The following is a 24,995-nucleotide window of genomic DNA, read 5'->3' as shown; positions in this document are numbered from 1 at the left end:
CTAAGTCACTTTTTTTTACTAGTTTCATTAATTAGCAATTTAAAAGAATAATATGATTGTATGTTACAATGAAAGATAGAAAATTATTTATGAGGATTGGGGAGGAGTTAAATTTTGAAATTAACGATATTAAAAGTCGGTTTATTGACGTCGCTTTCCATAGGTTTACTCGGTGGTAAAGTATCAGCGGCAACGGACTGGTCAGCGAAATGCGGCGATATTAAACAAAAAGTAAATCCATCTAATCAACAAATTAATTGTCTATTAACAAATGCTGCATTAAATAAGAATATTCCGCCTGAGGTTGTAAAATCAATCGCAATGCAAGAGTCTTCTTGGAAACAATTTGACGATAAAGGTGAACCAATTGTTACATTAGATAATGGCATCGGTATTATGCAGGTGACTGACTCTGTTGGTGATCCTGAAAGATTAAAAAGTGACATTGTTTATAATATTGAAACTGGTGTTAATATTTTAGATCAGAAGTACGGGTTATCGGCACTTCCTAAGATAAAGGATGCCGGAAGAGGAATAATTGAAAATTGGTATTTTCCTGTTATGGCCTATAACGGTACGATGCCTGTAAATAGCCCTATTAAACGGAATGATGGCTCAAGAAATCTGGATACTTATCAAGATGAAGTATTTAAAACTATCGAAGAACAAAGCTTTTTAAGTAGTACAAAGCTTGCTCAATTTCCATTTGCATATGATGATTTTACTTATGATTCTAATTCAAGTGTGAGTATTAAGTTTAATAAATTAGTATATGTAATAACAAATGGATTGCATGAGTCTCCGTATTTCTTGAAAAAAGGTGACATCGTCAAAGTAACGACAGAAGGTGCAAGATTAAGGACTCAACCAAATACTTCATCGTCTAGTACGGCTCAATCTTTAAATAAAGAGTTTGTTATAAATGGAGATTTTCAATACACGGAACCTAATAGCAGTTCAAATCATTTTGTATGGTTCCCGGTTAAATCAACCGATGGAAAAACAACAGGCTATATTTCTTCTGCATATATTGCTAAAAAGAATATAGCTCCAATTGTCATTGGTGTGAAAAATAATATTGCTTACAATAAAGATGTAAAAATTACATTTAATGAAGGAACAGCAACATTAAATAGCGCTGGATTTAAGAATGGTCAAACAGTTAGTAAGGAAGGCAAATATACTTTAGTAGTGAAGGATGAAGTAAGTAATACAACAATGATCAACTTTACAATTGATAAAACAAAACCTTCAACACCTTCAATGAATACGATCACTGATCATTCAACTACTATAACTGGGACTGCAGAAGCTGGTTCTACAGTTAAACTATATATTAGTGGCAAGTATCAAAAAAGCACAACAGCTGCTTCGAATAAAAGCTACAAATTTACAATATCAAAGCAAAAAAGTGGAGCTACAGTTATTGTGACTGCTACTGATAAGGCTGGAAATGTAAGTGCGAATAAGTCGTTAAAAGTGTTAGATAAAACAGCTCCAGCTGTGCCGACGGTTAATAAAGTAACAACTAAATCAAGAACTGTGACTGGTAGTGCGGAGAAATATGCAACAGTAAAGATTTACAGAGGTAGTACTTTAATCGGTCAAGCTACAGTTAATTCTAGTGGTAGATTTTCCGTGTCTATAAAAGCGCAAAGTGCGAATACTAGTTTAAAAGTTTATGCTGTTGATAAGTCGGGAAATAAGAGTGTGCGTACAATTAAAGTTATAAAATGATCATAATAACGAGGATGTTCCAAAGTAATTTTTTGGGAGCATCCTTTTTTTACTGATAATTTATAATTGCCCTACTTATCAACATATAGAAGTTTTAAAATGTTGAAAATTTATTCTAATATGTGGATAACTTGTGAGTAAAATTCAATCTTATCGACAAGAAGATTTTTCATTTTAGAAGAATTTTGTCGTATCCTCATATTTCTTTGTATTAGTTGTTAATTTATAAACAATTGATATGTGGATAAGTATAGAAGGTTATCCACAAATTGTTAATAAGTTTTTGAAAATGTGGGTAATTTTCGAAATTTAAAATATTTTGTACATTAATAGGGGATAAATTTGCAACTGGAAGAAAAATTCGACATAGTTTCGCCTTTAGGGCTTTTGCGTATTTTCTGAAGAAAATTAAACGGCCTTTCCTCAATTGAGAAAAGGCCGTAGTTTAATTTCTTCGATTTTTTTCGTTCAAGTAGTACTTTGGACTTGTCTTATATTATTTAACGAGCACCTTCACCAGTTAAGACAACTTTTATTGTTTTAAACATTATTCGAATGTCTAATACAATTGACTGATGTTCAATATAATGTAAATCCAAAACTAATTTTTCTTTAGGTGATAATTCATATCCACCATTCACTTGTGCCCAACCAGTTAATCCAGGTTTCACGGTTAATCGATTAGTAAAGCCTGGTACTTCATGATTAAATTTTACTAAAAAAAATGCTCTTTCTGGTCTCGGTCCAACGAGGCTCATATCACCACGTAGTACATTGACGAACTGTGGCAATTCATCGATACGAGTTTTTCGCAGGAAGTGACCAAGCTTTGTAATTCGAGGATCATCTGTACTAGCCCATTGTGGTCCATTTACCTCTGCATCCATACGCATTGTTCTTAACTTGTATATATTAAAAATTTTACCGTTTAATCCAACTCGTTCCTGTATAAAAAGAGCTGGTCCAGGAGAATCAATTTTAATTAATGCAATAAAGAACAAAACAAATGGTAAAGAAATGACAAATGCGAACAACGCAAAGACTATGTCCATCGTTCTTTTTATAAATGAATAAAAAATACTTTTCTTTTTTAATGACTCAAATTGTTGAATAGAATATCGGCTTTCAACCTTTTGTTGAGTATTCTGTAAGGCCATTTAAACACCCCAGTTTATAATTTAGGCCCATTCTTGCAAGTGCATTGCAACATGTCCTAATGTATAACGTTTACGTTTTATAACATCATAACAATTATAAATGTTCATAGAAAAAAATCAAATTAATTTTATGTTACAAGCTTATTACTGTACATAAAAAGGGTACCTTACACTTATAGTGTGTACAAGAATGATTTATTAATCGGAATTACATTAATTAGTAAATAATCAACTCCAGGTCGACTTTTTAGGTATTATTATTTTAGCATAAAGTCAGTAGAAAAATACCTCGTTTTGAAAAGCACTTTTTCAAAATAATTTTAAGATTAATTTAGTGTGTTTGTACTTTATATAATTTATGTACTTCTCCAATTGCAAAACTTTCTCCTTCCTGATTAACATCAACTCCCTTACCATATTTGTTTAAGCTTTTCGTACTTTATAGAGACATTTGTTTTGCAGCAGATCTTTTCTAATGATAGCTAAATTGGATTATTGGGTTTTAGTAAATATTCTAAGTGGAGTGACGCTTCTTAATGGAAGGGATGCGAAAATTTTTTAAACTTACCGCTCACCTTCAAGTACATTTTTAATTACCGGCATTATTAAGCTTATTACTGCTTAGTAAAGATGATTCTTATATTTTTCTCATCAATTAGTATTAACTTCTTCTTTAGAAAAAACAGTAGTGTATTTAAACAAAAAAGCTAAATGACTCAAATATGGAGTAAAGTAAATTTAAAAAAACAGTTGGTGTTTGGACTGCTCATACGGTGAAGTGGAATTTTTTATTTAATTGTTTTTTATTATGTTCTTTTATCTGGAAATTTCTTGATGCAATCGTTTGTTTAAATCAAGGATTTTTATAGAGGGTTTGTACTTGCTACTTGGATGTGTAGTAAATATCAAAATTAAGTTAATTTTGAATTGAATCATTACATTAAATTAGTTAGCTCGTGTAAAAACGATCTTTTTAAATTAATGAAAATTTAAAAAGATTAGCAGAGCTTTCTTCAATTTCTTTTGGACTATTCTTAATATCCATCATAGGTGTAAATATATCCTATTATTAATGTTACTGCATCTAAACTTGTCAGTAAATACTTACTTTTGAAGAATATTAGTGTTTTTTAAGGATTGGAATGAATAATTGTAGTAATATATGGAAGTGAGTCGAAATTTTATTAGTTTAGTCGAAAGGTTAGGTGTTAAATGCTAGCGAGTTATTTCACTGTTCGTGGCTATGGCAGTCATGAGATTGAGATCGAAAAATCGAAATTTATTTGTTATATAAAAGAAGCAAAAACTGAAGGCGATGCGCAACAATTCATTTCTGAAATTAAAAAAAAGCATTTTGATGCTTCTCATAATTGCTCTGCTTATTTAATCGGTGAAAATGATGAAATCCAAAAGGCTAATGATGACGGTGAACCGAGTGGTACTGCTGGAGTACCAATGCTAGAGGTTTTAAAAAAGCGAGGATTAAAAGATACGGTTGTTGTAGTTACAAGATACTTTGGTGGAAAAAAACTTGGTGCAGGTGGGCTAATTCGCGCTTATGGACAAGCAGTTAGTGAAGGTTTAAATGCTGTTGGTATTGTTGAACGTTCTTTAGTTAAAGTAATGAATATAAAAATTAATTACAAATTATTAGGTAAAGTTGAGTTCGAATTACGTAATTCGCATTATCATTTAGAAAATGTTATCCATTTAGATGAAGTAAGTTTTGAACTTTGGATAAAAGTTAATGAAGTTGACAGTTTCAAAAGCTGGATAATTGAGTTAACAAATGGAAGTTGCCAGATAAATGAAAGTATTGTTAAATACATGTAGTAGTCAAGCTGTTTGAAATTGTAAAATTTTTGACTAATTTTATATAGAAAAATCATACTAACTTTAAAGGAGGTCTCTTCGAACATATGAATCAGAAACAGAATCAGGATCATTCTCGAAAAATGGCCAAGAAAAGAAAAAAGAAAAGGAGAAGTGTTATTGGTAGAGTATTATTACTAGTGATAATAATTGCCTTAATTTTTGTAGGATATAAAGGTGTTAGAACATATCTTGAATTAAATAAAGCAACAAAAGGTGAGGATATTTCGTCAAATCTAAGAAATGAAAAAGTTGCAATTTCGAAAGATCCAATTTCTATTCTCTTCTTAGGGATTGAAAACTATGCGACTGGTGGTAAAGGCGGACGAACTGACTCGATGATTTTGGCTACCTTTAATCCGAAAAAAGAAACAATAAAAACAATGAGTATTCCTCGTGATACATATGTAGATATTCCAGGTCACGCAGAAAAAACTAAAATAAATCACGCATACGCATATGGTGGTTTACAATTAACAGTTGATACTGTTGAAAATTTCTTAAATGTACCTATTGATTACTACGTTACAGTGGATTTTAATGGCTTTAAAAATATTGTTGATGCAGTTGGTGGAATTGATGTTGATGTACCATTTGACTTCTGGGAAAATACTGATACTCACCCAAGGAAAAAGGTTTACTTTACAAAAGGTATGATGCATTTAAATGGCCAACAGGCATTAGCGTATGCGCGTATGCGTAAACGTGATCCAAGAGGTGATTTTGGACGTGAAGAAAGACAGCAACAAGTAATTAAGTCGATATTAGCTGAGATTAAATCACCGGAAACAATTATGAAGATGGATGAATATGCGAAGGTATTTAGTAAAAACGTTAGCACGAATATGAAATTGAGTGGCGGTATTTCGCTTGCGAAGCATTTACCAAACATCTCTCCAACTGATTTAGAAACATTAAAATTAGAAGGTCATGATGCTACAATCAACAAGATTTACTACTATGTTCCTGAAGAACAAAGTGTACAAGATATTTCTAGCAAGTTCCGTGTGCACCTAGGTTTAGATAAACCACCTGCAAAGGGTACGTCTAATCCGGATCAAGGATCTGGAAATGAGAATAGTACCAGTCAATAAATAGTCAAAAAGCTGATTCTTTTAGAGGAATCAGCTTTTTTTTTGGGTCTAACGTAATATGCTTGTAATACTTGTTAACATTGTGTTAATGATGTCATATAACGGTATGTATTTTTTAAAATTTATAATAAAATAACAATAAATGCCGGTGTTATTAGTATAGAATCGGAAAATATAAAAATTTTTGCTTATTTTAAATTTTTGTACAATTATAATCCTAATTACATTATAATATTAAATATACATAAAATAATTAGTCATATAGTAATAGGCTAATGGAGGAAAAGGTGAATGACAGCTAGGAAAATGGACAATCAGACACTAGACGAAATAATGGATAATATGCTCTCTTCTGTTATAGATAGTAAGTCCCACGTGTTCGGAATTGTTGAAGATACTCGCTCTGAATATGAGAATTTAAGAGTAGAGCTTGAAGAAGTAAAAGTTCAAGTAGTGGAGAAGATTGAAAATACAGCTAGATTAGATTTATTAGCGAGAACGGCAAAACAAAGGTTAACGGAAGTAGATCAAAACTACATGAAGTATACTAATTCCGAAATAAAGGCTGCATATGATATAGCCCAAAATATACAGGAAGATTTTCTTCTTTCATTAAAAGAAGAAAAAGTTCTAATCCATAAAAGAAAAGAAATAGAATGTAAACTTCAGACTTTGCTTGAAAAACTGCAAAGAGCCGAATTAATCATTTCCCGTATTTCAATTGTTTTAAACTATCTTAATACAGACTTTGAGCAAGTTAGTCATTTACTTGAGGATACAAAACAGAGGCAACAATTCGGATTGCAAGTATTGCATGCTAAGGAAGAAGAACGTTTAAAATTATCCCGCGAAATTCATGATGGGCCTGCTCAAACGTTAGCGAGTATATTAATGCGTTCAGATTTTTTAATTAAAACTTATCGTCAAAGACCGCAAGAAGATGCCAGGAAAGAACTTAGTGATATGAAGGAACAGGTCCGCAATGCACTAGGGGAAGTAAGAAGGATTATTTATGATTTACGTCCAATGGCATTAGAAGATTTAGGTCTAGTTTCAGCACTAAATAAATATTTTAAGTCGCTTGAGTCTCATACCCATATTGAAATAAAATTTGAGAATTATGGGTACGAGAATAGAAGTTTAAATTCAAAAATAGAAGTTGCTATTTTTAGATTGATTCAAGAGGCAGTTCAAAATGCTTGTAAGCATGCCAATCCTTCAACGATTTTTGTCAAAATAGAATTTTTTAGAAATAAAATTAATCTCTTGATTAAGGATGACGGAGTAGGATTTCCTGTTGAATTAAGGCAAAGTGAAAATTCATTTGGATTAACAGGTATGAAAGAGCGTGTTGAATTGTTAAATGGTCATTTCAAAATCGAATCAATCATAAATGTTGGTACAACTATTCAAATAGATTTAGAAATAAAAACTGAGAATGAAGTAGAATTGGAAATATAAAAACAAACGTCTGAAAATTTTAAAAAATAAAATTTTGTTTCATGTTTTTGGATAATTACGTCGAAATTATCAATAAATTATGCTAAAATATACTATAATTTAGAAAAAAATACCAATTTCTACAAATTTCGATAGATAGGCAAACTAGAATAATGGCAGAGGAGTAATGGAATGAAAACTAGAATTGCAATTGTAGATGATCATAAACTGTTTCGAGAAGGAATTAAGAGAATCCTAGATTTTGAAGAAAGTTTTGATGTTGTTGCTGAAGGTTCAGACGGTACAGAAGTTGTGGGTATCATGGATCAACATCAAGTAGATGTATTAATTGTCGATATCAACATGCCAAATATGAACGGAGTAACGGCTACAAAGGCACTGCTAGAAAAATATCCTGATGCTAAAGTTATCATTTTGTCTATTCACGATGATGAATCATATGTAACTCATGTTCTAAAAGTAGGAGCAAGAGGCTATTTATTAAAAGAAATGGACTCAGATACTTTGATTGAAGCAATTAAGGTAGTCACAAAAGGCGGATGCTATTTACATCCCAAGATTACTCATAATCTAGTAGAAGAATTTAGACGATTATCATTAAAAGAACAATTATTTAAATCTCGCGAAGTAGAAGTGCGTCGTCCGCTACATTTACTGACAAGAAGAGAATGTGAAGTACTCCAAATGTTAGCAGACGGCAAAAGTAACCGTGCAATTGGTGAAGCGCTTTTCATTAGTGAAAAAACTGTAAAAAATCATGTAAGTAATATTTTACAAAAACTAGAAGTAAATGACCGTACTCATGCTGTTGTAACGGCTATACGTAATGCTTGGGTAGAAGTGAAATAATCTGAAAAAATAGAGTATCAATATGATACTCTATTTTTATTTTTTTGGTAGAATGAGAGGCGCACTAAGACCACATCTTTCAGTTAGAAATCGTTTGGTAAGAAGCCTTAATTACTCGGTTATGCTTTTCAACTCATAGGCTTTTAAGTATAATAGTTCTTTCTAACTCTAAAGGAATTGTCGAATTGCCTCAGAGTATAGAGAACAAAAGTCAATGATTTTACTAAGCTTGTTGTGTAAAATTAAATTATTAAATACATAGTTAAACGACTATTTGTAAGAAAGGATATGACAATGAGAACTGCAATTGTAACAGACAGTACATCCTATATCGCTCAGGAATTAAGGGATTCTTTAGATATACATATGCTGCCACTTAATGTAATTTTCGGAGATGCATCCTATCAAGAGGAAATTGAAATAACAGCTGAACAATTTTTTATTAAGGTCCGAGAACAAAAGGACCTACCAAAAACATCACAGCCTGCTTATGGCACGATTATTGATAAATTTGAACAGTTAGCAAAGGAATATGAGGCAGTAGTTGCGATCACATTATCATCTGGAATAAGTGGAACATATCAAAGTATGGTTACAGCCGGATCAATGTTTGATAACTTAGAGGTAGTAGCATATGATTCAGAAATTAGCTGTATGGTCCAAGGATATTATGTCATTGAAGCTGCGAAAATGGCCAAAGATGGTGCAAGTCCTTCTGAAATCGTCGCTCGTTTAGATGAAATAAAAAAATCAGCAAATGCCTACTTCATGGTGTATGATCTAGATCACCTACAACGCGGTGGGAGACTATCAAGTGCACAAGCGTTTGTAGGAAGTTTACTACAAGTAAAACCAATCCTAACATTTGTAGACAAAAAGATCGTAGCTTTTGAAAAAATAAGAACTGAAAAAAAAGCAATGAAGCGAATTACAGACTTATTCGGTGAAGTTGCATCAAAAGGTGAAAAAATGAAGGCAGTTGTTATTCATTCCAACCGTGAAGAAGATGCCAAAAAATTAGCCCAACAACTCGGAGAAGCATATCCGAATGCTGAAATGGAAATTTCATATTTTGGCCCAGTCATAGGAACGCATCTCGGTGATGGTGCTTTAGGATTGGGTTGGTATATTGTTTGAGTAGAAGCTCCTTTGATTAGGGGCCTTTTTTATTGGTGAGAGTATGGAAGAAAGTGTTTATAAAGACACAAATTATCTGATTTTCTGACATAAAGTTTTAAAGTGTTATATGCGCGATGAAGGAACTTTGTCGTTACAATTATCTTAAGTCGTCACTTGCTACTTCGATTAATTCAGTGAAGTAATTAATTGATGAATATAATGATGAAAAGTATATAAGATGCCTATAAACATGGGGATCTTTTTGTTTTTCCTCCAAAAAATCATTTAAAGAAAGTAGGTAAAAAATGGACGAATTCTTAGGTAGAAAACGCCAACTCAGCCCCACATTTAACCCTCAAGATCTCCCTCCAACAAGTCAAATCATTCAAGCAGTTCAAAAAGTCAAAACTCGTTATCAATGTTTTCGTTGTGGTAATCAAGACCAACATTTTTTTGCTACTCATTTTTGTTATAAATGTTCTTCGCAATGTACGTATTGTCGAAAGTGTATCATTATGGGGAAAATGTCAACTTGTACAAAGCTTATTTTAAATGAAGCTGATATGAAATTAGATCGTTCAATAGCTGGACTTGAGTGGACTGGAAAGCTTTCGCCTCAACAAGAGAAAGCTTCTCTGAAGGTTGTTGAAACTGTAAATGAAAATCAAAGTCTGCTTCTCTGGGCAGTATGTGGTGCAGGAAAAACTGAAATGTTATTTGACGGAATTGATGCTGCACTACAGCAAGGTAAATTCGTTTGTATTACGACTCCAAGAGTAGATGTTGTTTTAGAATTAGCTACTCGTTTTCGGCAAGCATTCCCTACTATTTCAATTGCAATACTTTATGGTGATAGTGAAGAAGTATGGGATGGAAATAGAATAACAATTTGTACAGTTCATCAGTTGGTTAAATTTAGGCATGCTTTCCATCTTCTAATTATTGATGAAGTCGATGCTTTTCCTTATAATATTGAAACGCATTTGCACTGGGTTGCAAGTGAAGCAAGAACAATAATAGGTTCAACGATACAATTGACTGCCACTCCGTCTACAACTCAACAACAGTTAGCGCTAAAAAATAGAATTAATAACGTTATGGTCCCCGCTAGATACCATAGACAACCTCTGCCTGTGCCAGACTTCGAATGGATTGGTAATTGGCGTAAAGTAATCCACAAATCAAAAAAACTCCCAAAACCACTAGAGAAATGGCTAAAAAAAATTCTACAAGAAGACTGTCCAATCTTTCTATTTATCCCGACGATTAGTGAATGTATTTATATAGAAGAAGCTGTTAAAAAGATATCTAATAAAACTGCATCAGTCCATAGTAAAGACCAATCTAGATATGAAAAAGTTCGTGCATTCCGAAATGGCGAAATTCAAATCTTGATAACAACGACTATTTTAGAGCGAGGTGTCACGATATCAAATAGTCAAATTGCAGTACTAGGTGCTGATGAAGTGGTTTTTTCTGAAAGTGCACTCGTTCAAATTGCAGGTAGAGCGGGAAGACATATTGATTATGCTACCGGAGAGGTACTTTTTTTTCATAATGGCATTAGTGAGGAAATGGTTAGAGCTAAAAAGCAAATCCTTCTAATGAATGAATTAGGACTGAAGAGAGGATGGCTAGATAAAAAATGATCTGTATATATTGCGGAGGTCGGTTTATTGAGAATTTTACATTGCACAAACTTTTTTTTGAAAAAAAGGATATCGTATGTTTGCAATGTAAAGGGCTGTTTATAAAAATTATTGATCCAGTTTGTGAAATTTGTTGTGGCCATGTATTAGAGAATCAAAAGCTTTGTAAAAATTGTTTAGAATATAAGGAGCAAAATCCGAATCATCCTCTGATTATAAATAAATCAATATTTCATTATACAAATGAAATAAAAGAGTGGTTAACTTATTTTAAGTTTTGTGGTGATGTAAAATTAGCATCATTATTTGCTGAAGATTTGAAAGAAAACTATGAAAATTCTTTTGGAAATTATAAAATAGTGCCTGTCCCGTTAAGTAATGAGAGATTAAACGAAAGAGGTTTTAATCAAGTAGAAGAGCTTGCGCGTTATGCCGGGTTAAGTTTAACCAAATGTTTAAAACGAATTCATACAGAAAGGCAAAGTAAGTTAAACCGAAATGAAAGGCTAAACCGAGATCAAATATTTTCATTTTGTGGAGAGATGAAGATCGATAATGAATCAGTAATAATACTTGATGATGTATATACAACAGGAAAAACCGTGCGAGATGCTGCAACAATTTTGTTAGAAAATGGTGCTGCTGAGGTATATTCGCTAACATTAATTCGTGCATAAGTGTTAGTGTATTGTCATGTGTAAAAGGAATTAATTTTACTACTAATTTTGCCGATATAAATTATGTGCACTGAATATAATAGAAAGAAAAAACTAGAAATAGAGCAAAATGCCTATTGTAGAGGTAATAAGCGATTAACGATGAGGTGAGAGAAATGAAGGGTAATCCATCTGATGAAGATCGATTTAATTTAGATCAAAACAACATAGAAAAGATCGCAGAGGATAAACAAGAGAATAGAGAAGAAAGAATAGAAATCTCCCCTCAGGCTATGGAAAATCAAAATGCCGATGAGATAATCACGAAACGCAATGATCGTATAGAGCAATTAAAAAAGCAAATCGAAGAAGGAACCTACAAAGTACAAGCTATGGATGTTGCTGAAAAAATGCTTAAGTACTTTCATAAAAAATAAGATCTAAAGTCGGTGTTAAGTGGTGAGGAGTTCAGTATTAATTTCTATTAAAGAACTATAGATTACATAAAAGATAATTGGGCTTGGCAGAGAACTGCCAGGTCTTTTTTTGTGCTAAGTCAATTTCGCCAAAATATAATAATTTAGACTAAGTAAATCGAATTTCAATAGTGGAATTATGTTTTTATAGGGACTTAATTTTTTGTAGTATTTTAATTTGAATTAGAGGAAAGTTAATATTAATTATTTTGATAAAAACTTAATAAATTCTTGGAAAGATTTTCATAATATATCACACAATTTTTTCTAATAATGTGATAAACTCAAATGGTTTAGTTTTTAACTTTTTTTGTAGAGGTGTACATATGTTATCGATATTAAAACGATACTTGATTGGTAAACCACTTAAGTCGACAGAATTAAGTGAACAAAGGTTATCGAATACGAAGGCATTAGCAATCCTTTCATCAGATGCACTATCTTCAGTAGCATACGGTCCTGAACAAATTTTGATCGTATTAACTACTGTAGGGGCAGTAGCATATTGGTATTCGGTTCCGATTGGTATAGGTGTTTTGGTTTTATTATTAGCATTAATATTATCTTATCGCCAAATTATTTTTAGTTATCCACATGGTGGTGGCGCTTATGTCGTTTCTAAGCAAAATCTCGGCGTCGTTCCAGGTTTAGTTGCAGGTGGTTCCTTACTTGTTGACTATATTTTGACAGTAGCAGTTAGTGTTTCAGCGGGAACGGACGCGATTACATCCGCCTTTCCGATTTTGCATTCTCACACAGTTTTTATTGCTGTTATTTTGGTTATGTGTATTACGATTTTAAACTTACGTGGATTAACTGAATCTGCTTCAATTTTGGCATATCCAGTTTATTTATTTGTTGTAGCACTTGTTATTATCATTATCGTAGGTTTGTATAACGTCTTTACAGGTCATGCACCACAAACGGATCATGCGGCTATCGGTACGGTTGTTCCGGGAATCTCGCTCTTTATTCTTTTAAAAGCATTTTCATCTGGTTGCTCAGCTTTAACTGGTGTAGAAGCAATTTCGAACGCAATTCCTAACTTTAAGGTTCCTTCTGATAAAAACGCAGCAAAAACATTATTAATGATGGGGTCAATTTTAGCTGTACTTTTTTCAGGAATCATGTTTTTAGCATACTGGTATGGAATTGTACCAAATGCTGAAGAAACTGTAATGTCTCAATTAGGGTCCGATATTTTCGGAAGAAATATAATCTATTTCTTTGTACAAGGTACAACTGCTTTAATTCTTGTTTTAGCAGCAAATACTGGATTCTCGGCTTTCCCATTACTTGCATATAACTTAGCAAGTGATAAATTTATGCCAAGAATGTATCTACTTCGAGGAGATCGTTTAGGTTATTCAAATGGTATTATTACACTTGGCGTTGCTTCAATATTATTAATTATTGCGTTCCAAGGTAAAACAGAAGCGTTAATTCCACTATATGCTGTTGGTGTATTCGTACCGTTTACACTATCTCAAACGGGTATGGTTGTTAAATGGATTAAGCAAAAGCCACCGGGTTGGTTCCCAAAATTAATCGCAAACTTTGTAGGGGCATTTATTTCTGCAACAGTTTCAATTATTTTCTTAACTACAAAGCTAAACCAAGTTTGGTCAATCTTTATTTTCTTACCTTTGATTGTTATTCTTTTCTTGAGAATACGTAAGCATTATGAAGCAGTAGGTGACCAATTAAGATTAAATAATGATATTCCTGAAAAAATAAGTGGAAATATCATGGTCGTTCCTGTTGCAGGAATTACAAAAGTAGTTGAACGGACAATGCAATACGCTCAAGGTATTGCCGATGAAGTCTATGCTGTTTATATCTCTTTTGATAAGGAAAGTGAAGATCAAATGAGAGAAAAGTGGAAAGCATGGAATCCGAATGTAAACCTAATTGTCGTCCATTCGGAGTATCGAGAAATTACTAGACCACTTCTAAAAGTAATTGATGAAATGGAAGCTAAAGCTCATGAGCAAGGCTTTGAAATTACAGTCTTAATTCCACAGTTTATTACGAAGAAAAACTGGCATAATATTCTACACAACCAATCAAGTTTATTATTACGTGCGTATTTACTTCATAAACGAAGCGTTATAGTAACTACTGTACCTTTCAGATTTAAAGTGTAGTAAAGTCTAAAGGAACCAGTGGTTTTAATAGAAAAATTAATTTAATAATATTTTTGGAAAAAATAGGTAAATTATAGCAGGACAAGTTAAAAGGTTCGCGAATAAGATAAATGAAGAAATAATTAGAATTTTTCGTTATTTGTCGAATTCGTGAAAAAAAAGGCGATAAGCTACTTTTGACTTGTCCTGGTTTTATGATGTATAGTTGAATTGTGGAGAAGATTCACAAGTTTTCGACTGAAGGGAATGGATTTGAATGCAAGGTAAAGTAAAATGGTTTAATGCAGAAAAAGGTTTTGGATTTATCGAGCGCGAAGATGGAGACGATGTATTCGTACATTTCTCAGCAATTAACGCAGACGGCTACAAATCTTTAGAAGAAGGCCAAGCAGTTAGCTTCGAAATCGTTGAAGGTAACCGTGGACCTCAAGCTGCTAACGTTACTAAAATTTAATTTTTCCGTTAATAAGTAAGTATTTGCTTATATAGATTCGGACCACGAGGGCTTACTCATTTGAGTAAGCCTTTGTTTGTTTTTCCGTGAAAATGTAGTATGTATCTTTAGAGTGAGATAAAAATATAATCTGATATAAATGTATAAACGTTCATTAAAATGACACAGAGATTTCGAATATTGGACAAAATTAGCAAGCAGGATTTTCGAATTGAGGTGTAGAATATAAGTATGACAGCTTTCACTTTTGGAGCTTGATGAAGGAGGAAACCCATATGATGCTAAACATCCGAGGCGAAAATATTGAAATTACTCCAGCAATTCGTGACTATGTAGATAAAAAGTTATCACGATTTGATCGTTATTTTGACGAAGAGTTAACAGCTAGAGTTAATGCTAAGGTATTCCACGACAAGCAAAGAATTGAAGTAACTATTCCTGGAACGTATATGTTATTACGTGCAGAAGAAGAACATGCAGATTTATATGCAGCTGTTGATTTAGTGATTGATAAACTAGATCGTCAAATTAGAAAACACAAAACGAAAGTTAATCGTAAACTACGAGAAAAAGGTTCATTAAAATTTATGTTTGCACCATCTACTACTGAAGCAGCTGTTGCAGTAGAAGAGCATGAAAATGATATTGAGTTAGTACGAACAAAGCAATTTGATTTAAAACCTATGGATGCAGAAGAAGCCGTATTGCAAATGAATATGCTAGGCCATAACTTCTTTGTATTCTTAAATGGCGATACAAATAAAACCAACATCGTTTATGCTAGAAAAGATGGACGTTATGGTTTAATTGAAGCTAAATAATATAACAACAAAATAATAATAAAAGGACTAAGCTGATGATTAAGCTTAGTCCTTTTTTGCTTATTTGTTAATATTTTCGAAAATATTAAATAATTCTAACAGAACATTCTCGACATAAGGTTGTCACTTAACTTCATTTAATGATAAAATTAGAAATAGTATCTACTTACTTAATGACATTTTAGTTTATGACTTTAAAATAGAGGAGCGTTACGAATGCTTGGAATGATAAAAAAGGTTTTTGACCTTAATCAACGACAATTAAATAAAATGCAAAAACAGGTTGATCAAGTTATATCTTTACAAGATCAGTATGCTAAATTAACTGATGATGAACTTAGAGGTAAAACATTTGAGTTTAAAGAGCGTATCCAAAAAGGTGAAACACTTGATGATATTTTAGCTGATGCGTTTGCTGTAGTTCGTGAAGGTGCTACTCGTGTACTAGGTATGACTCCATATCCTGTGCAGTTATTAGGTGGAATCTCATTACATGAAGGTAATATTTCAGAAATGAAAACTGGGGAAGGTAAAACATTAACATCTGCTTTACCAGTTTACTTAAATGCATTGAGTGGAGAAGGTGTTCATGTTGTTACAGTCAACGAATACTTAGCTACTCGTGATGCTCGAGAAATGGGTCAATTATATGAATTCTTAGGACTGACAGTTGGTCTTAATTTAAATAGCATGGAACCTGATGAGAAGCGTGAAGCATATGCATGTGATATAACGTATAATACAAATAATGAATTAGGCTTCGATTACCTACGTGATAACATGGTTGTTTACGCAGAACAACGCGTACAACGACCGTTAAACTATGCAATTATTGATGAGGTTGACTCAATTTTAATTGACGAAGCACGTACGCCATTAATCATTTCTGGACAGGCGAAACAATCTGCCCAAGCGTATATTGCGGCAAATGCATTTGTTGGAATGCTTAAGCTAGACAATGATTACACGTATGATGTAAAAACAAAATCAGTTCTATTAACTGAAGATGGTATTTCACGCGCAGAGAAAGCTTTCGGCGTTGAAAACCTATTTGATTTAAAAAATGTTAATCTAAACCATCATATCACTCAGGCATTGCGTGCTCATGTTACAATGACGCATGATGTTGATTATGTAGTTCAAGATGGGGAAATTGTGATCGTTGACCAATTTACAGGTCGTTTAATGAAAGGTCGCCGTTACAGTGAAGGTCTTCACCAAGCGATCGAGGCTAAAGAAGGATTAAAAGTCCAAAACGAAAGTATGACGCTTGCGACAATTACTTTCCAAAACTACTTCCGTATGTATAAAAAGCTTTCTGGTATGACAGGTACAGCTAAAACTGAGGAAGAAGAGTTCCGTAATATTTACAATATGAATGTTCTTGTTATTCCTACGAATCGTCCAATCGCTCGTATGGATAAACCGGATCTTGTATTTAAATCAATGAATGGTAAATTTAACGCTGTTGTTGATGAAATCGTAGAGCGCCACAAAGCGGGCCAACCAGTTCTTGTTGGTACAGTTGCGATCGAAACTTCAGAGTTAATTGCTCAATTATTAAAACGTAAAGGTGTTAAGCATGAAGTATTAAATGCTAAAAACCATGAACGTGAAGCTGATATTATCGCTTTAGCTGGACATCAAGGAGCAGTTACGATTGCAACAAACATGGCTGGTCGTGGTACAGATATTAAATTAGGTGAAGGCGTACGTGAACTTGGCGGATTAGCCGTTATTGGTACAGAGCGACATGAGAGTCGTCGTATTGATAATCAGTTACGTGGTCGTTCTGGTCGTCAAGGTGACCCAGGGGTGACAACTTTCTACCTATCAATGGAAGATGAGTTAATGCGTCGATTCGGCTCAGATAATTTATCGGTAATGATGGACCGTCTAGGCTTAGATGATACTCAACCGATTGAAAGTAAAATGGTTTCTCGTGCAGTTGAATCTGCACAAAAACGAGTAGAGGGTAATAACTTTGATGCTCGTAAACAATTACTTCAATACGATGATGTTTTACGTCAACAACGTGAAGTTATTTATGCTCAGCGTTCTGAAGTTATTGATTCAACTGATTTACAACCAATTGTTAAGAGTATGATTGAAGGAACTATTAATAGAGTAGTTCAAGCTCATACACCAAACGAACAACTTCAAGAAGAGTGGAATGTAGAAGGGATCGTTGATTTCTTAGAAGCTAACTTGTTAAATGAAGATGAAGTTGCAGTTGAACAATTACGAGTAATTGAGCCAGATGAAATGGTTGAGTTAATTCAAAAAGTAGTATTTGAACGATACGAAGAAAAACAAGCAGTCCTACCAGAAGAACAAATGCGTGAGTTCGAAAAGGTTGTACTATTACGTACAGTTGATGGTAAGTGGATGGCTCATATCGATGCAATGGATCAACTTCGTGAAGGTATCCATTTACGTGCATACGCACAAATCGATCCATTACGTGAATATCAAATGGAAGGTTTTGCAATGTTTGAAGAGATGATTGCTTCTATTGAAGAAGAAGTATCTCGCATCATTATGAAAGCTGAAATTGAAGCCGATGTAGAGCGTGAAGCTGTACAAGGTGAAGCGATTCATGTAAGTAATGACGGTGAAGGTGAAGTTAAGAAAAAACCAATCGTAAAAGGCGAAGAAATTGGTCGTAATGAAGATTGTCCTTGTGGATCAGGTAAGAAGTATAAAAACTGCCACGGTAAAGGAATCTAATAAAATAGAAACTATATGAAAAGGGGCAAGGGCAAGTACTGTTAAGGATGAGTTATAACTTTCATTAGTTAGACTCACTTTACTACTTGTCTTTACCTGCTTTTTATTGTTCGTAAAATTTAATCGAGGTGTTATGTAATGGAATTAGTAGAAGTAAAGCAAGAATTAGAAAAGATGGCGAAACGCCTTCAAGCATTTAGGGGGTCTCTTTGACGTCGAAACAAAACAAGCAAGATTAGAAGAGCTTGAAGCGTTTATGTCAGAACCGGATTTTTGGGATGATCAAAAAGCTGCGCAAGTAGTAATTAGCGAAGTAAGTGGTTTGAAAGAAGTAATCAATGAATTTAATGACTTAGATGAAGGTTATGAGAACCTAGAAATAACTTATGAGTTAGTTAAAGAAGAAGACGATAAAGAACTATTTGAAGAATTAGTTTCTGAAGTAAAAGTATTAACAGTTAAGTTAAATGACTTTGAGCTTCAGTTACTTTTAAGTGAACCATATGATAAGAATAATGCAATTTTAGAATTACACCCAGGAGCGGGTGGAACTGAGTCACAAGACTGGGGTTCTATGTTGTTACGTATGTATACAAGATGGGCTGAAAAACGTGGATTTAAAGTAGAAACATTAGACTACTTACCTGGTGACGAAGCAGGAATTAAAAGTGTAACTTTAGCAATTAAAGGACACAATGCATATGGGTATTTAAAAGCGGAAAAAGGTGTACATCGTTTAGTACGTATATCTCCATTTGACTCTTCAGGTCGCAGACATACTTCATTCGTTTCTTGTGAAATTATGCCAGAATTTAATGAAGAGATTGAAATTGAAGTTCGTACGGAAGATTTAAAAATTGATACGTACCGTGCAAGTGGAGCAGGTGGTCAGCATATTAATACGACTGACTCAGCAGTTCGTATTACGCATACACCGACTAACACAGTTGTTACTTGTCAGTCAGAACGCTCACAGATTAAAAACCGTGAATCTGCAATGAAAATGTTAAAAGCAAAACTATATCAACGTAAAATAGAAGAGCAACAAGCTCAATTAGATGAAATCCGTGGAGAACAAAAAGAAATTGGCTGGGGAAGTCAAATTCGTTCATATGTTTTCCATCCTTACTCAATGGTTAAAGATCACCGAACAAATGCTGAAGTAGGTAATGTTCAGGCAGTAATGGATGGTGGACTTGATCCATTTATCGATGCTTACTTACGTTCAAAGATTTAATTTTGAAAAATGGGCTGATAAGATTGAAGAGCACTTCATTCTTACCAGCCTTAATCTTTGAGGACTTAAAGGGGTATTTTTATTAATCTAATTCAGATAGTCTGTGACCAACAACATCTTCTATTTAGAAGGTGTTATTCTTTTGAACTTTTTTCTTTTTGGGGATTAGCAAGGAACTTTCTTACTAATGTGAAGGAGTTACATGAATCATATTTATTTTTCGATTGTTTTACAAATGTAAGAAAGTAAATTTTGTTTAAGTGTAATGAAATCTTATTGTTTTTTTCATAATAAAAAATAGAGAGAGTATCCGATAAAAAGGATATAAAATCGAAAAGTTTTCGATAAGTGAGAAATTTTGAGGGGGATAAGTTTGAAAAAGGTAAAATATTCAACTGCTCTAACTGTAGGGTGGGGAAAAACGTTTTTTGATTATTTTTTCGTTTTAATTGGTTCAGCTATTATAGCTATTGCATTCTGTGTATTTTTATTACCAAACCATATTGCTTCTGGAGGAGTAAGTGGGATCTCGACTATTCTAAAAAGTACTATGGGATTTAACCCAGCTTTTGTACAGTGGGCATTTAATATTCCTTTATTTATAGCAGGTGTTATTTTTTTAGGACGTCAATTTGGAGCAAAAACATTAGTTGGAACAATTTTTATTCCGCTAGTAGTATATTTAGTTGATTTATACAATGTAAAGCCTGCAACTGATAACCCACTTTTAGCATCTATATTTGGTGGACTTTTTATTGGTTTAGGTCTGGGGATCGTATTCCGTGGTAAAGCATCTACAGGTGGAACAGATTTAGCAGCTCAAATCGTTCATAAATATACAGGTTTTTCACTTGGAATCTGTGTAGCATTCATCGATGGATTAATTGTACTTACTTCTGCAATCGTATTTAATCTTGAAAGTGGTATGTATGCACTGATTGCACTATTTGTTACGAGTAAAACAATTGATTTAGTTCAAATTGGTCTTGCTAGATCAAAAATGGCACTTATTATTACATCAGAAGTAGAGCAAGTAACGAACGCAATTGTTCACGAACTAGATCGCGGTGTAACAAAGCTTACCGGTGTTGGCGGATATACTAATGAAGACCGTCTAGTATTAATGTGTGTATTAGATCAAACAGAATTTTCTTCCCTACGTGACATCGTTCAGTCAATCGATCGACAAGCATTCATCACAGTCGTGGATGCAACAGAGGTTCTTGGTGAAGGATTCACAAATTTGACATAAAAAGGAAAAATAAATACTTTTATAAGTAGTAGACTATAGTTATGGGAATTTTAAAGGGGCGATATTTGTGAAAAAACTACTTCTTGCATTTGTAACTGGTGGTATGTTGTTAACAATGGCAGCGTGTGGTTCAAATAATAATGATAGTACAAGTAAAACTGATGATTCGAATGTGCAGGTTTCGGTTGAAAATGGTGAAAAATTTTTTAAACAAACTTGTGCTAGCTGCCACGGTGGAAATTTAGAAGGTATAATTGGGCCAAGTTTAAAAAAGGTTGGAGCGAAATATTCTGAAAAGGATATTGAAAAAATTATTCATGATGGTAGAGGATCAATGCCTCCTGAAGCTTTAAAAGGAAACAAAGCTAAGAGTGTAGCAATGTGGTTAGCTACTAAAAAATAAGCGTTAGATTTTTTGATGATTTGCTGTTAAAACGGACAAGCAAATCGTTCGGTTGCTAATTATGTATCAAGTTTATGTAACGAAAAAGAAGTAAGGAAGGCTATTTTGTCATTCCTTACTTCTTTCATGTTATTTTGCTTTTATTTTCCAATTAAAACCAAAACCAAATTTAATAAAACAGACTATTTTCTGTTAATTAGAAAAGGTCTGTTTTTTTTCATTTTAGTTACAGTATGCCAAAATTTGTTAAAGAATCACTCTGAAAAGTCGAAATTTATATTGACTATTATGAAAATGTAACATAAATTTATCAGTTCTGACATTTTTTAAGTGGTATAATAGAGGAGCTTAGCTGAATTTATCGAAAAATGTAAATAGCAGGCGAAACGTGAGATTAAGAAAAGCCAAGAAAAATTACATCCAGAATGAATCTAATATGATTTGATAGAAGAAAAATGGAACAAAAATTAAGGAGAATGTCATGATTGAGTTAAAAGATGTATACAAGACCTATCCTAATGGTGTTCTTGCGGTAAATGGTATTAATGTAAAAATTCGCCAAGGTGAATTTGTTTATGTCGTTGGACCAAGTGGTGCCGGTAAGTCGACATTCATTAAAATGATGTATCGTGAAGAAAAACCATCAAAGGGTTCGATCTTAATTAATGGAATTGATTTAAGCCATATGAAGAATAAAAAGGTTCCTTTACTACGCCGAAATATAGGTGTAGTATTCCAAGACTATAAGTTATTACCGACATTATCAGTTTATGAAAATATTGCATTTGCACTTGAAGTTATTGAAGAAAATCCGAAAACAATAAAGAAGAGAGTTATGGAAGTACTTGAACTTGTTAAGTTAAAGCATAAAGCACGATCCTTACCTACTGAGCTTTCTGGTGGAGAACAGCAACGTGTTTCGATTGCACGTTCTATTGTTAACAGACCAAAAGTAGTGATCGCTGATGAGCCGACGGGTAACCTAGACCCTGAGACTACATGGGAAATTATGGATATTTTTAAAGAAATCAATGACCGTGGAACAACTGTAGTAATGGCGACACATAATAAAGAAATTGTAAATACGATTAAGCGACGTGTTATTGCAATTGAATCTGGAAAAATTGTACGCGACCAAGCGAGAGGAGTGTACGGTTATGAAAGCTAGAACTGCAAGAAGACATGTTCGCGAAGGACTTCGTAGTTTAAAGAGAAATGGTTGGATGACTTTTGCATCAGTAAGTGCTGTTGCAGTTACATTGATGCTTGTTGGTGTATTTTTAACTGTAATTTTAAATGTTAATCATATCGGAACGACTTTAGAAAAAGATGTTGAAGTACGTGTATTAGTTGATTTAACAGCAAATAAAAAACAGCAAGCTATTTTAAAAGAAGAAATTCAAAAATTAGATCATGTAACGACTGTTAAGTTCTCGTCGAAAGATCAAGAACTAAATAATCTAATCAAAAGCATGGGTGAAGATGGGAAAGCATTCCAACTATTTGAGCAACAAAACCCATTAAATGATACGTATATCGTTAAAACAGATTCTCCTGAGCAAATTGCTCCTGTAGCGAAGAAAATTGAAGGCTTAAAATATATTGACGAAGTAATTTATGGTAAAAAACAAGTACAAAAATTATTTAATGCCGTTTCTGTAGGTCGTAACATCGGTTTAGTACTGATTTTCGGACTATTATTTACTGCAATGTTCCTAATCTCTAATACGATTAAAATAACGATTATGGCAAGACGTCGTGAAATTGAGATTATGAGATTAGTAGGGGCAACTAATAATTTTATTCGTTGGCCGTTCTTATTAGAAGGTTTGTTACTAGGGGTATTAGGTTCAGTTATTCCTATCGTTATACTATTAACTGGCTATAAGGTCATTTATGATATGCTAGTGCCAAAATTGGCAGGAACAATGTTTACATTACTTCGATTTTCACCGTTTGTGTACCAACTATCTGCTGTTTTAATAGGTATTGGTGCTGTGATCGGTATGTGGGGTTCTGTTATGTCTATTCGTAAGTTTTTACGAAAATAGGAGTAAGTTTTTTATCGATAGTTTTATTAATAACGTAATGCGATTGATGAGCTCTAGTTCCTCATTTAACGTCTTTTTTGAGTTGATACAGGTACTAGGGCTTTTCTATATACATAAAGGAGGGATCTTAGATGAATAGGAGACAATCATCGAAAGTAATAACGGTTATGTTATGCAGTACTTTCATAATCGGTGCTATCCCATCCGTTTCTTTTGCTGAAAGTAAGTACCAATCTGAAATTGACCGCATCAAAACGAAGCGTAGTGAGGTTAAGGAAAAGACGGATGCAACAAACAACAAAATTGCGGACATTAAACATGACCAGCAAGCAGTTGTTGCAGAGCTTGAAAAACTTGATGCCCGAATGAAAGTAACTAAGCAAAAAGTTAACCAAACGGAAGATGCAGTTAATAGTGGGAAAGTGCAGATTTCAAAACTAAAAGAAGAAATTAAGTTTATTGAGGAGCGTATTGAGTCTCGTCAAGAATTATTGAAAAACCGCATGCGATCTCTTCAAAAAGCTGGGGGAATGGTATCCTATATTGATGTCATTCTAGGGGCTAATAGTTTCGGAGATTTAATTCAACGAATGAGTGCTGTACAAACTATTATGAAGGCAGACGAAGACATTATTAAACAGCAAAACTCGGACTTAAAAGAAGTCAGTGCTAAAAAAGATGATTTGACAGCAAAGCAAGCAAAAATTGAAAGTGATTTAGCGAGCTTAAAGAGTCTTAAAAATCAACTTACAAGTCAAGTAAGTGAAAAGAACAAATTAATGACTTCCTTAAAAGAGCGAGAAAGCGAAGCCCATGAAGATGTATTAAATTTAAAAGAACAAGATCAACTTTTAGCTAGTCAACAAGCTGCAATGCAAAAGGCACTTGAAATAGCTAAGAAACAAGCTGAAGAAAGAGCCAAGAAAGAAGCTGCGGAAAAAGCAGCAGCTGCAAAAGCTGCCACAGAAGCAGCTAAGCGCAAGGCTGAAGCAGAAAAAAATAAACCATCTACTAGTTCAAGTCATTCAAGTGGATCTGGAAGCTCTAGTAGTTCTAGTAGTTCAACAGGAAGCTCTGATAGTACTCCAACAGTGTCTAGCGGAAACTTTACAAGACCGGCTAACGGTTACATCTCCTCTGGATTTGGCCAACGTTCATTCGAAGGCGGGGAATTCCATGAAGGAGTTGACATTGCCTCAGCAGGTAGTGTACCAGTTGTAGCAGCAGCTGATGGAGTTGTTATACGTGCTTACGTCTCATCTACTTATGGTAATTGTGTATTCATTACACATAATATAGATGGACAAGTATGGACAACTGTATATGCTCACTTAGCTAGTTTTAACGTATCAACAGGACAAACTGTTTCAAAAGGTATGCAAATTGGTTATATGGGTAATTCAGGTCACTCTACTGGACAGCATTTACACTTTGAATTACATAAAGGTGAATGGAATTACGCTAAAACAAATGCAGTAGATCCGATGAAATATATTAATTTTTAAGTTAGTAAACCTATCCTAATTTTTTGGGATAGGTTTTTTTATTTTTAAATTGTGATGAGGAATCGTAAACGTGTGTTGAAGATTGCACATAAAATTGAGGAGTGGTAAATGATGTGAATCGCAAATAAAAAGTGAGAATCGCAAATAAAAATGGGAAATCGCAAATAAAAAGCAAGAATCGCAATTAAAATTGTGGAATCGCAAATAAAAAGTGAGAATCGCAATTAAAAATGGGAAATCGTAATTAAAATGCAGAATATCCAAAAAAATGCCGTCAAACCGATGAAAAAGTATCATCTTTTAACAAAAATTGGACTTCGGTCAA

20 protein-coding genes are annotated in these 24,995 nt (G+C 33.5%); 19 read left to right on the top strand and 1 reads right to left on the bottom strand.

Features of this window, described 5'->3' with window-relative positions; all coding sequences use genetic code 11:
* Positions 1 to 114: 114 nt before the first annotated feature.
* Positions 115 to 1,737: an Ig-like domain-containing protein gene (locus tag CN601_RS26585; protein ID WP_142317384.1), complete on the top strand. Its 1,623-nt coding sequence runs from the start codon at positions 115 to 117 to the stop codon at positions 1,735 to 1,737.
* Positions 1,738 to 2,237: 500 nt separating this feature from the next.
* Here the strand turns inward: CN601_RS26585 and CN601_RS20090 are convergent, their stop codons facing one another.
* On the bottom strand, positions 2,238 to 2,894 hold the full coding sequence (locus tag CN601_RS20090; protein ID WP_098118832.1) for a sugar transferase: 657 nt from the start codon (positions 2,892 to 2,894) through the stop codon (positions 2,238 to 2,240).
* 1,212 nt (positions 2,895 to 4,106) lie between these two features.
* On the opposite strand from CN601_RS20090, the gene CN601_RS20085 reads away from it, so the two are divergent.
* From CN601_RS20085 to CN601_RS20000, 18 genes are all read left to right on the top strand, one after another.
* A complete protein-coding gene (locus tag CN601_RS20085) occupies positions 4,107 to 4,727 on the top strand; it encodes a YigZ family protein (RefSeq protein WP_098172111.1) in 621 nt (206 codons plus the stop codon).
* Between the two features lie 86 nt (positions 4,728 to 4,813).
* Positions 4,814 to 5,860, top strand: a complete 1,047-nt coding sequence (locus CN601_RS20080; protein ID WP_257131761.1) for an LCP family protein — start codon at positions 4,814 to 4,816, stop codon at positions 5,858 to 5,860.
* Between the two features lie 291 nt (positions 5,861 to 6,151).
* A complete protein-coding gene (locus tag CN601_RS20075) occupies positions 6,152 to 7,321 on the top strand; it encodes a sensor histidine kinase (RefSeq protein WP_098172110.1) in 1,170 nt (389 codons plus the stop codon).
* Between the two features lie 171 nt (positions 7,322 to 7,492).
* A complete protein-coding gene (locus tag CN601_RS20070) occupies positions 7,493 to 8,170 on the top strand; it encodes a response regulator (protein ID WP_098118828.1) in 678 nt (225 codons plus the stop codon).
* 294 nt (positions 8,171 to 8,464) lie between these two features.
* Entirely contained in the window at positions 8,465 to 9,307 is an 843-nt protein-coding gene (locus tag CN601_RS20065; protein WP_098172109.1) for a DegV family protein, read from the top strand.
* A gap of 497 nt (positions 9,308 to 9,804) precedes the next feature.
* Positions 9,805 to 10,938, top strand: coding sequence for an ATP-dependent helicase ComFA (locus CN601_RS20060; RefSeq protein WP_179865624.1), 1,134 nt, complete (start codon positions 9,805 to 9,807; stop codon positions 10,936 to 10,938).
* 80 nt (positions 10,939 to 11,018) lie between these two features.
* Positions 11,019 to 11,615, top strand: a complete 597-nt coding sequence (locus CN601_RS20055; protein WP_098172107.1) for a ComF family protein — start codon at positions 11,019 to 11,021, stop codon at positions 11,613 to 11,615.
* A gap of 155 nt (positions 11,616 to 11,770) precedes the next feature.
* Complete coding sequence (gene flgM, locus CN601_RS20050) at positions 11,771 to 12,031, top strand: flagellar biosynthesis anti-sigma factor FlgM (protein WP_098172106.1); 261 nt, start codon at positions 11,771 to 11,773, stop codon at positions 12,029 to 12,031.
* Between the two features lie 365 nt (positions 12,032 to 12,396).
* The gene (locus CN601_RS20045; protein ID WP_098118823.1) at positions 12,397 to 14,217 is read left to right on the top strand and encodes an APC family permease; all 1,821 of its coding nucleotides are present in this window, start codon (positions 12,397 to 12,399) and stop codon (positions 14,215 to 14,217) included.
* A gap of 256 nt (positions 14,218 to 14,473) precedes the next feature.
* Positions 14,474 to 14,671, top strand: coding sequence for a cold-shock protein CspD (gene cspD / locus CN601_RS20040; RefSeq protein WP_088001105.1), 198 nt, complete (start codon positions 14,474 to 14,476; stop codon positions 14,669 to 14,671).
* Positions 14,672 to 14,946: 275 nt separating this feature from the next.
* Positions 14,947 to 15,492 carry a ribosome hibernation-promoting factor, HPF/YfiA family gene (gene hpf / locus CN601_RS20035; protein ID WP_098118822.1) on the top strand — a complete coding sequence of 182 codons (546 nt, stop codon included), beginning with the start codon at positions 14,947 to 14,949 and terminating at the stop codon, positions 15,490 to 15,492.
* A gap of 216 nt (positions 15,493 to 15,708) precedes the next feature.
* The gene (gene secA / locus CN601_RS20030; protein WP_098118821.1) at positions 15,709 to 18,222 is read left to right on the top strand and encodes a preprotein translocase subunit SecA; all 2,514 of its coding nucleotides are present in this window, start codon (positions 15,709 to 15,711) and stop codon (positions 18,220 to 18,222) included.
* Between the two features lie 138 nt (positions 18,223 to 18,360).
* A protein-coding gene (gene prfB / locus CN601_RS20025; protein WP_098118820.1) for a peptide chain release factor 2 occupies positions 18,361 to 19,459 on the top strand; the annotation gives its coding sequence in 2 pieces (ribosomal slippage) (positions 18,361 to 18,432 and positions 18,434 to 19,459; 1,098 coding nt in all).
* 373 nt (positions 19,460 to 19,832) lie between these two features.
* Positions 19,833 to 20,711: a YitT family protein gene (locus tag CN601_RS20020; RefSeq protein WP_098118819.1), complete on the top strand. Its 879-nt coding sequence runs from the start codon at positions 19,833 to 19,835 to the stop codon at positions 20,709 to 20,711.
* 67 nt (positions 20,712 to 20,778) lie between these two features.
* Positions 20,779 to 21,114 (top strand): cytochrome c551, encoded by a 336-nt coding sequence (gene cccB, locus CN601_RS20015; protein ID WP_257131760.1) that lies wholly within the window; start codon positions 20,779 to 20,781, stop codon positions 21,112 to 21,114.
* Between the two features lie 481 nt (positions 21,115 to 21,595).
* A complete protein-coding gene (gene ftsE, locus CN601_RS20010) occupies positions 21,596 to 22,282 on the top strand; it encodes a cell division ATP-binding protein FtsE (protein ID WP_098172105.1) in 687 nt (228 codons plus the stop codon).
* Positions 22,272 to 23,165 carry a permease-like cell division protein FtsX gene (gene ftsX, locus CN601_RS20005; protein ID WP_098172104.1) on the top strand — a complete coding sequence of 298 codons (894 nt, stop codon included), beginning with the start codon at positions 22,272 to 22,274 and terminating at the stop codon, positions 23,163 to 23,165. The genes ftsE and ftsX overlap by 11 nt, the downstream gene beginning before the upstream one ends.
* Before the next feature lie 131 nt (positions 23,166 to 23,296).
* Positions 23,297 to 24,670, top strand: a complete 1,374-nt coding sequence (locus tag CN601_RS20000) for a murein hydrolase activator EnvC family protein (RefSeq protein WP_098172103.1) — start codon at positions 23,297 to 23,299, stop codon at positions 24,668 to 24,670.
* Positions 24,671 to 24,995: the final 325 nt, after the last annotated feature.

Origin of the sequence: Bacillus sp. AFS017336 (genome assembly GCF_002555445.1) — a bacterium.
In the GTDB taxonomy this organism is placed as follows: domain Bacteria; phylum Bacillota; class Bacilli; order Bacillales; family Bacillaceae_G; genus Gottfriedia.
The sequence above is the reverse complement of the archived record's forward strand: the minus strand, read 5'-3'. Positions and strand labels throughout refer to the sequence as shown.

Excerpts from the sequence above, each read along its gene's own strand:
- CN601_RS20090 (WP_098118832.1), bottom strand. The coding sequence starts at position 2,894 with ATGGCCTTACAGAATACTCAACAAAAGGTTGAAAGCCGATATTCTATT.
- CN601_RS20085 (WP_098172111.1), top strand. The coding sequence starts at position 4,107 with ATGCTAGCGAGTTATTTCACTGTTCGTGGCTATGGCAGTCATGAGATT.
- CN601_RS20080 (WP_257131761.1), top strand. The coding sequence starts at position 4,814 with ATGAATCAGAAACAGAATCAGGATCATTCTCGAAAAATGGCCAAGAAA.
- CN601_RS20075 (WP_098172110.1), top strand. The coding sequence starts at position 6,152 with ATGACAGCTAGGAAAATGGACAATCAGACACTAGACGAAATAATGGAT.
- CN601_RS20070 (WP_098118828.1), top strand. The coding sequence starts at position 7,493 with ATGAAAACTAGAATTGCAATTGTAGATGATCATAAACTGTTTCGAGAA.
- CN601_RS20065 (WP_098172109.1), top strand. The coding sequence starts at position 8,465 with ATGAGAACTGCAATTGTAACAGACAGTACATCCTATATCGCTCAGGAA.
- CN601_RS20060 (WP_179865624.1), top strand. The coding sequence starts at position 9,805 with ATGGGGAAAATGTCAACTTGTACAAAGCTTATTTTAAATGAAGCTGAT.
- flgM (WP_098172106.1), top strand. The coding sequence starts at position 11,771 with ATGAAGGGTAATCCATCTGATGAAGATCGATTTAATTTAGATCAAAAC.
- CN601_RS20045 (WP_098118823.1), top strand. The coding sequence starts at position 12,397 with ATGTTATCGATATTAAAACGATACTTGATTGGTAAACCACTTAAGTCG.
- cspD (WP_088001105.1), top strand. The coding sequence starts at position 14,474 with ATGCAAGGTAAAGTAAAATGGTTTAATGCAGAAAAAGGTTTTGGATTT.
- hpf (WP_098118822.1), top strand. The coding sequence starts at position 14,947 with ATGATGCTAAACATCCGAGGCGAAAATATTGAAATTACTCCAGCAATT.
- secA (WP_098118821.1), top strand. The coding sequence starts at position 15,709 with ATGCTTGGAATGATAAAAAAGGTTTTTGACCTTAATCAACGACAATTA.
- ftsE (WP_098172105.1), top strand. The coding sequence starts at position 21,596 with ATGATTGAGTTAAAAGATGTATACAAGACCTATCCTAATGGTGTTCTT.
- ftsX (WP_098172104.1), top strand. The coding sequence starts at position 22,272 with ATGAAAGCTAGAACTGCAAGAAGACATGTTCGCGAAGGACTTCGTAGT.
- CN601_RS20000 (WP_098172103.1), top strand. The coding sequence starts at position 23,297 with ATGAATAGGAGACAATCATCGAAAGTAATAACGGTTATGTTATGCAGT.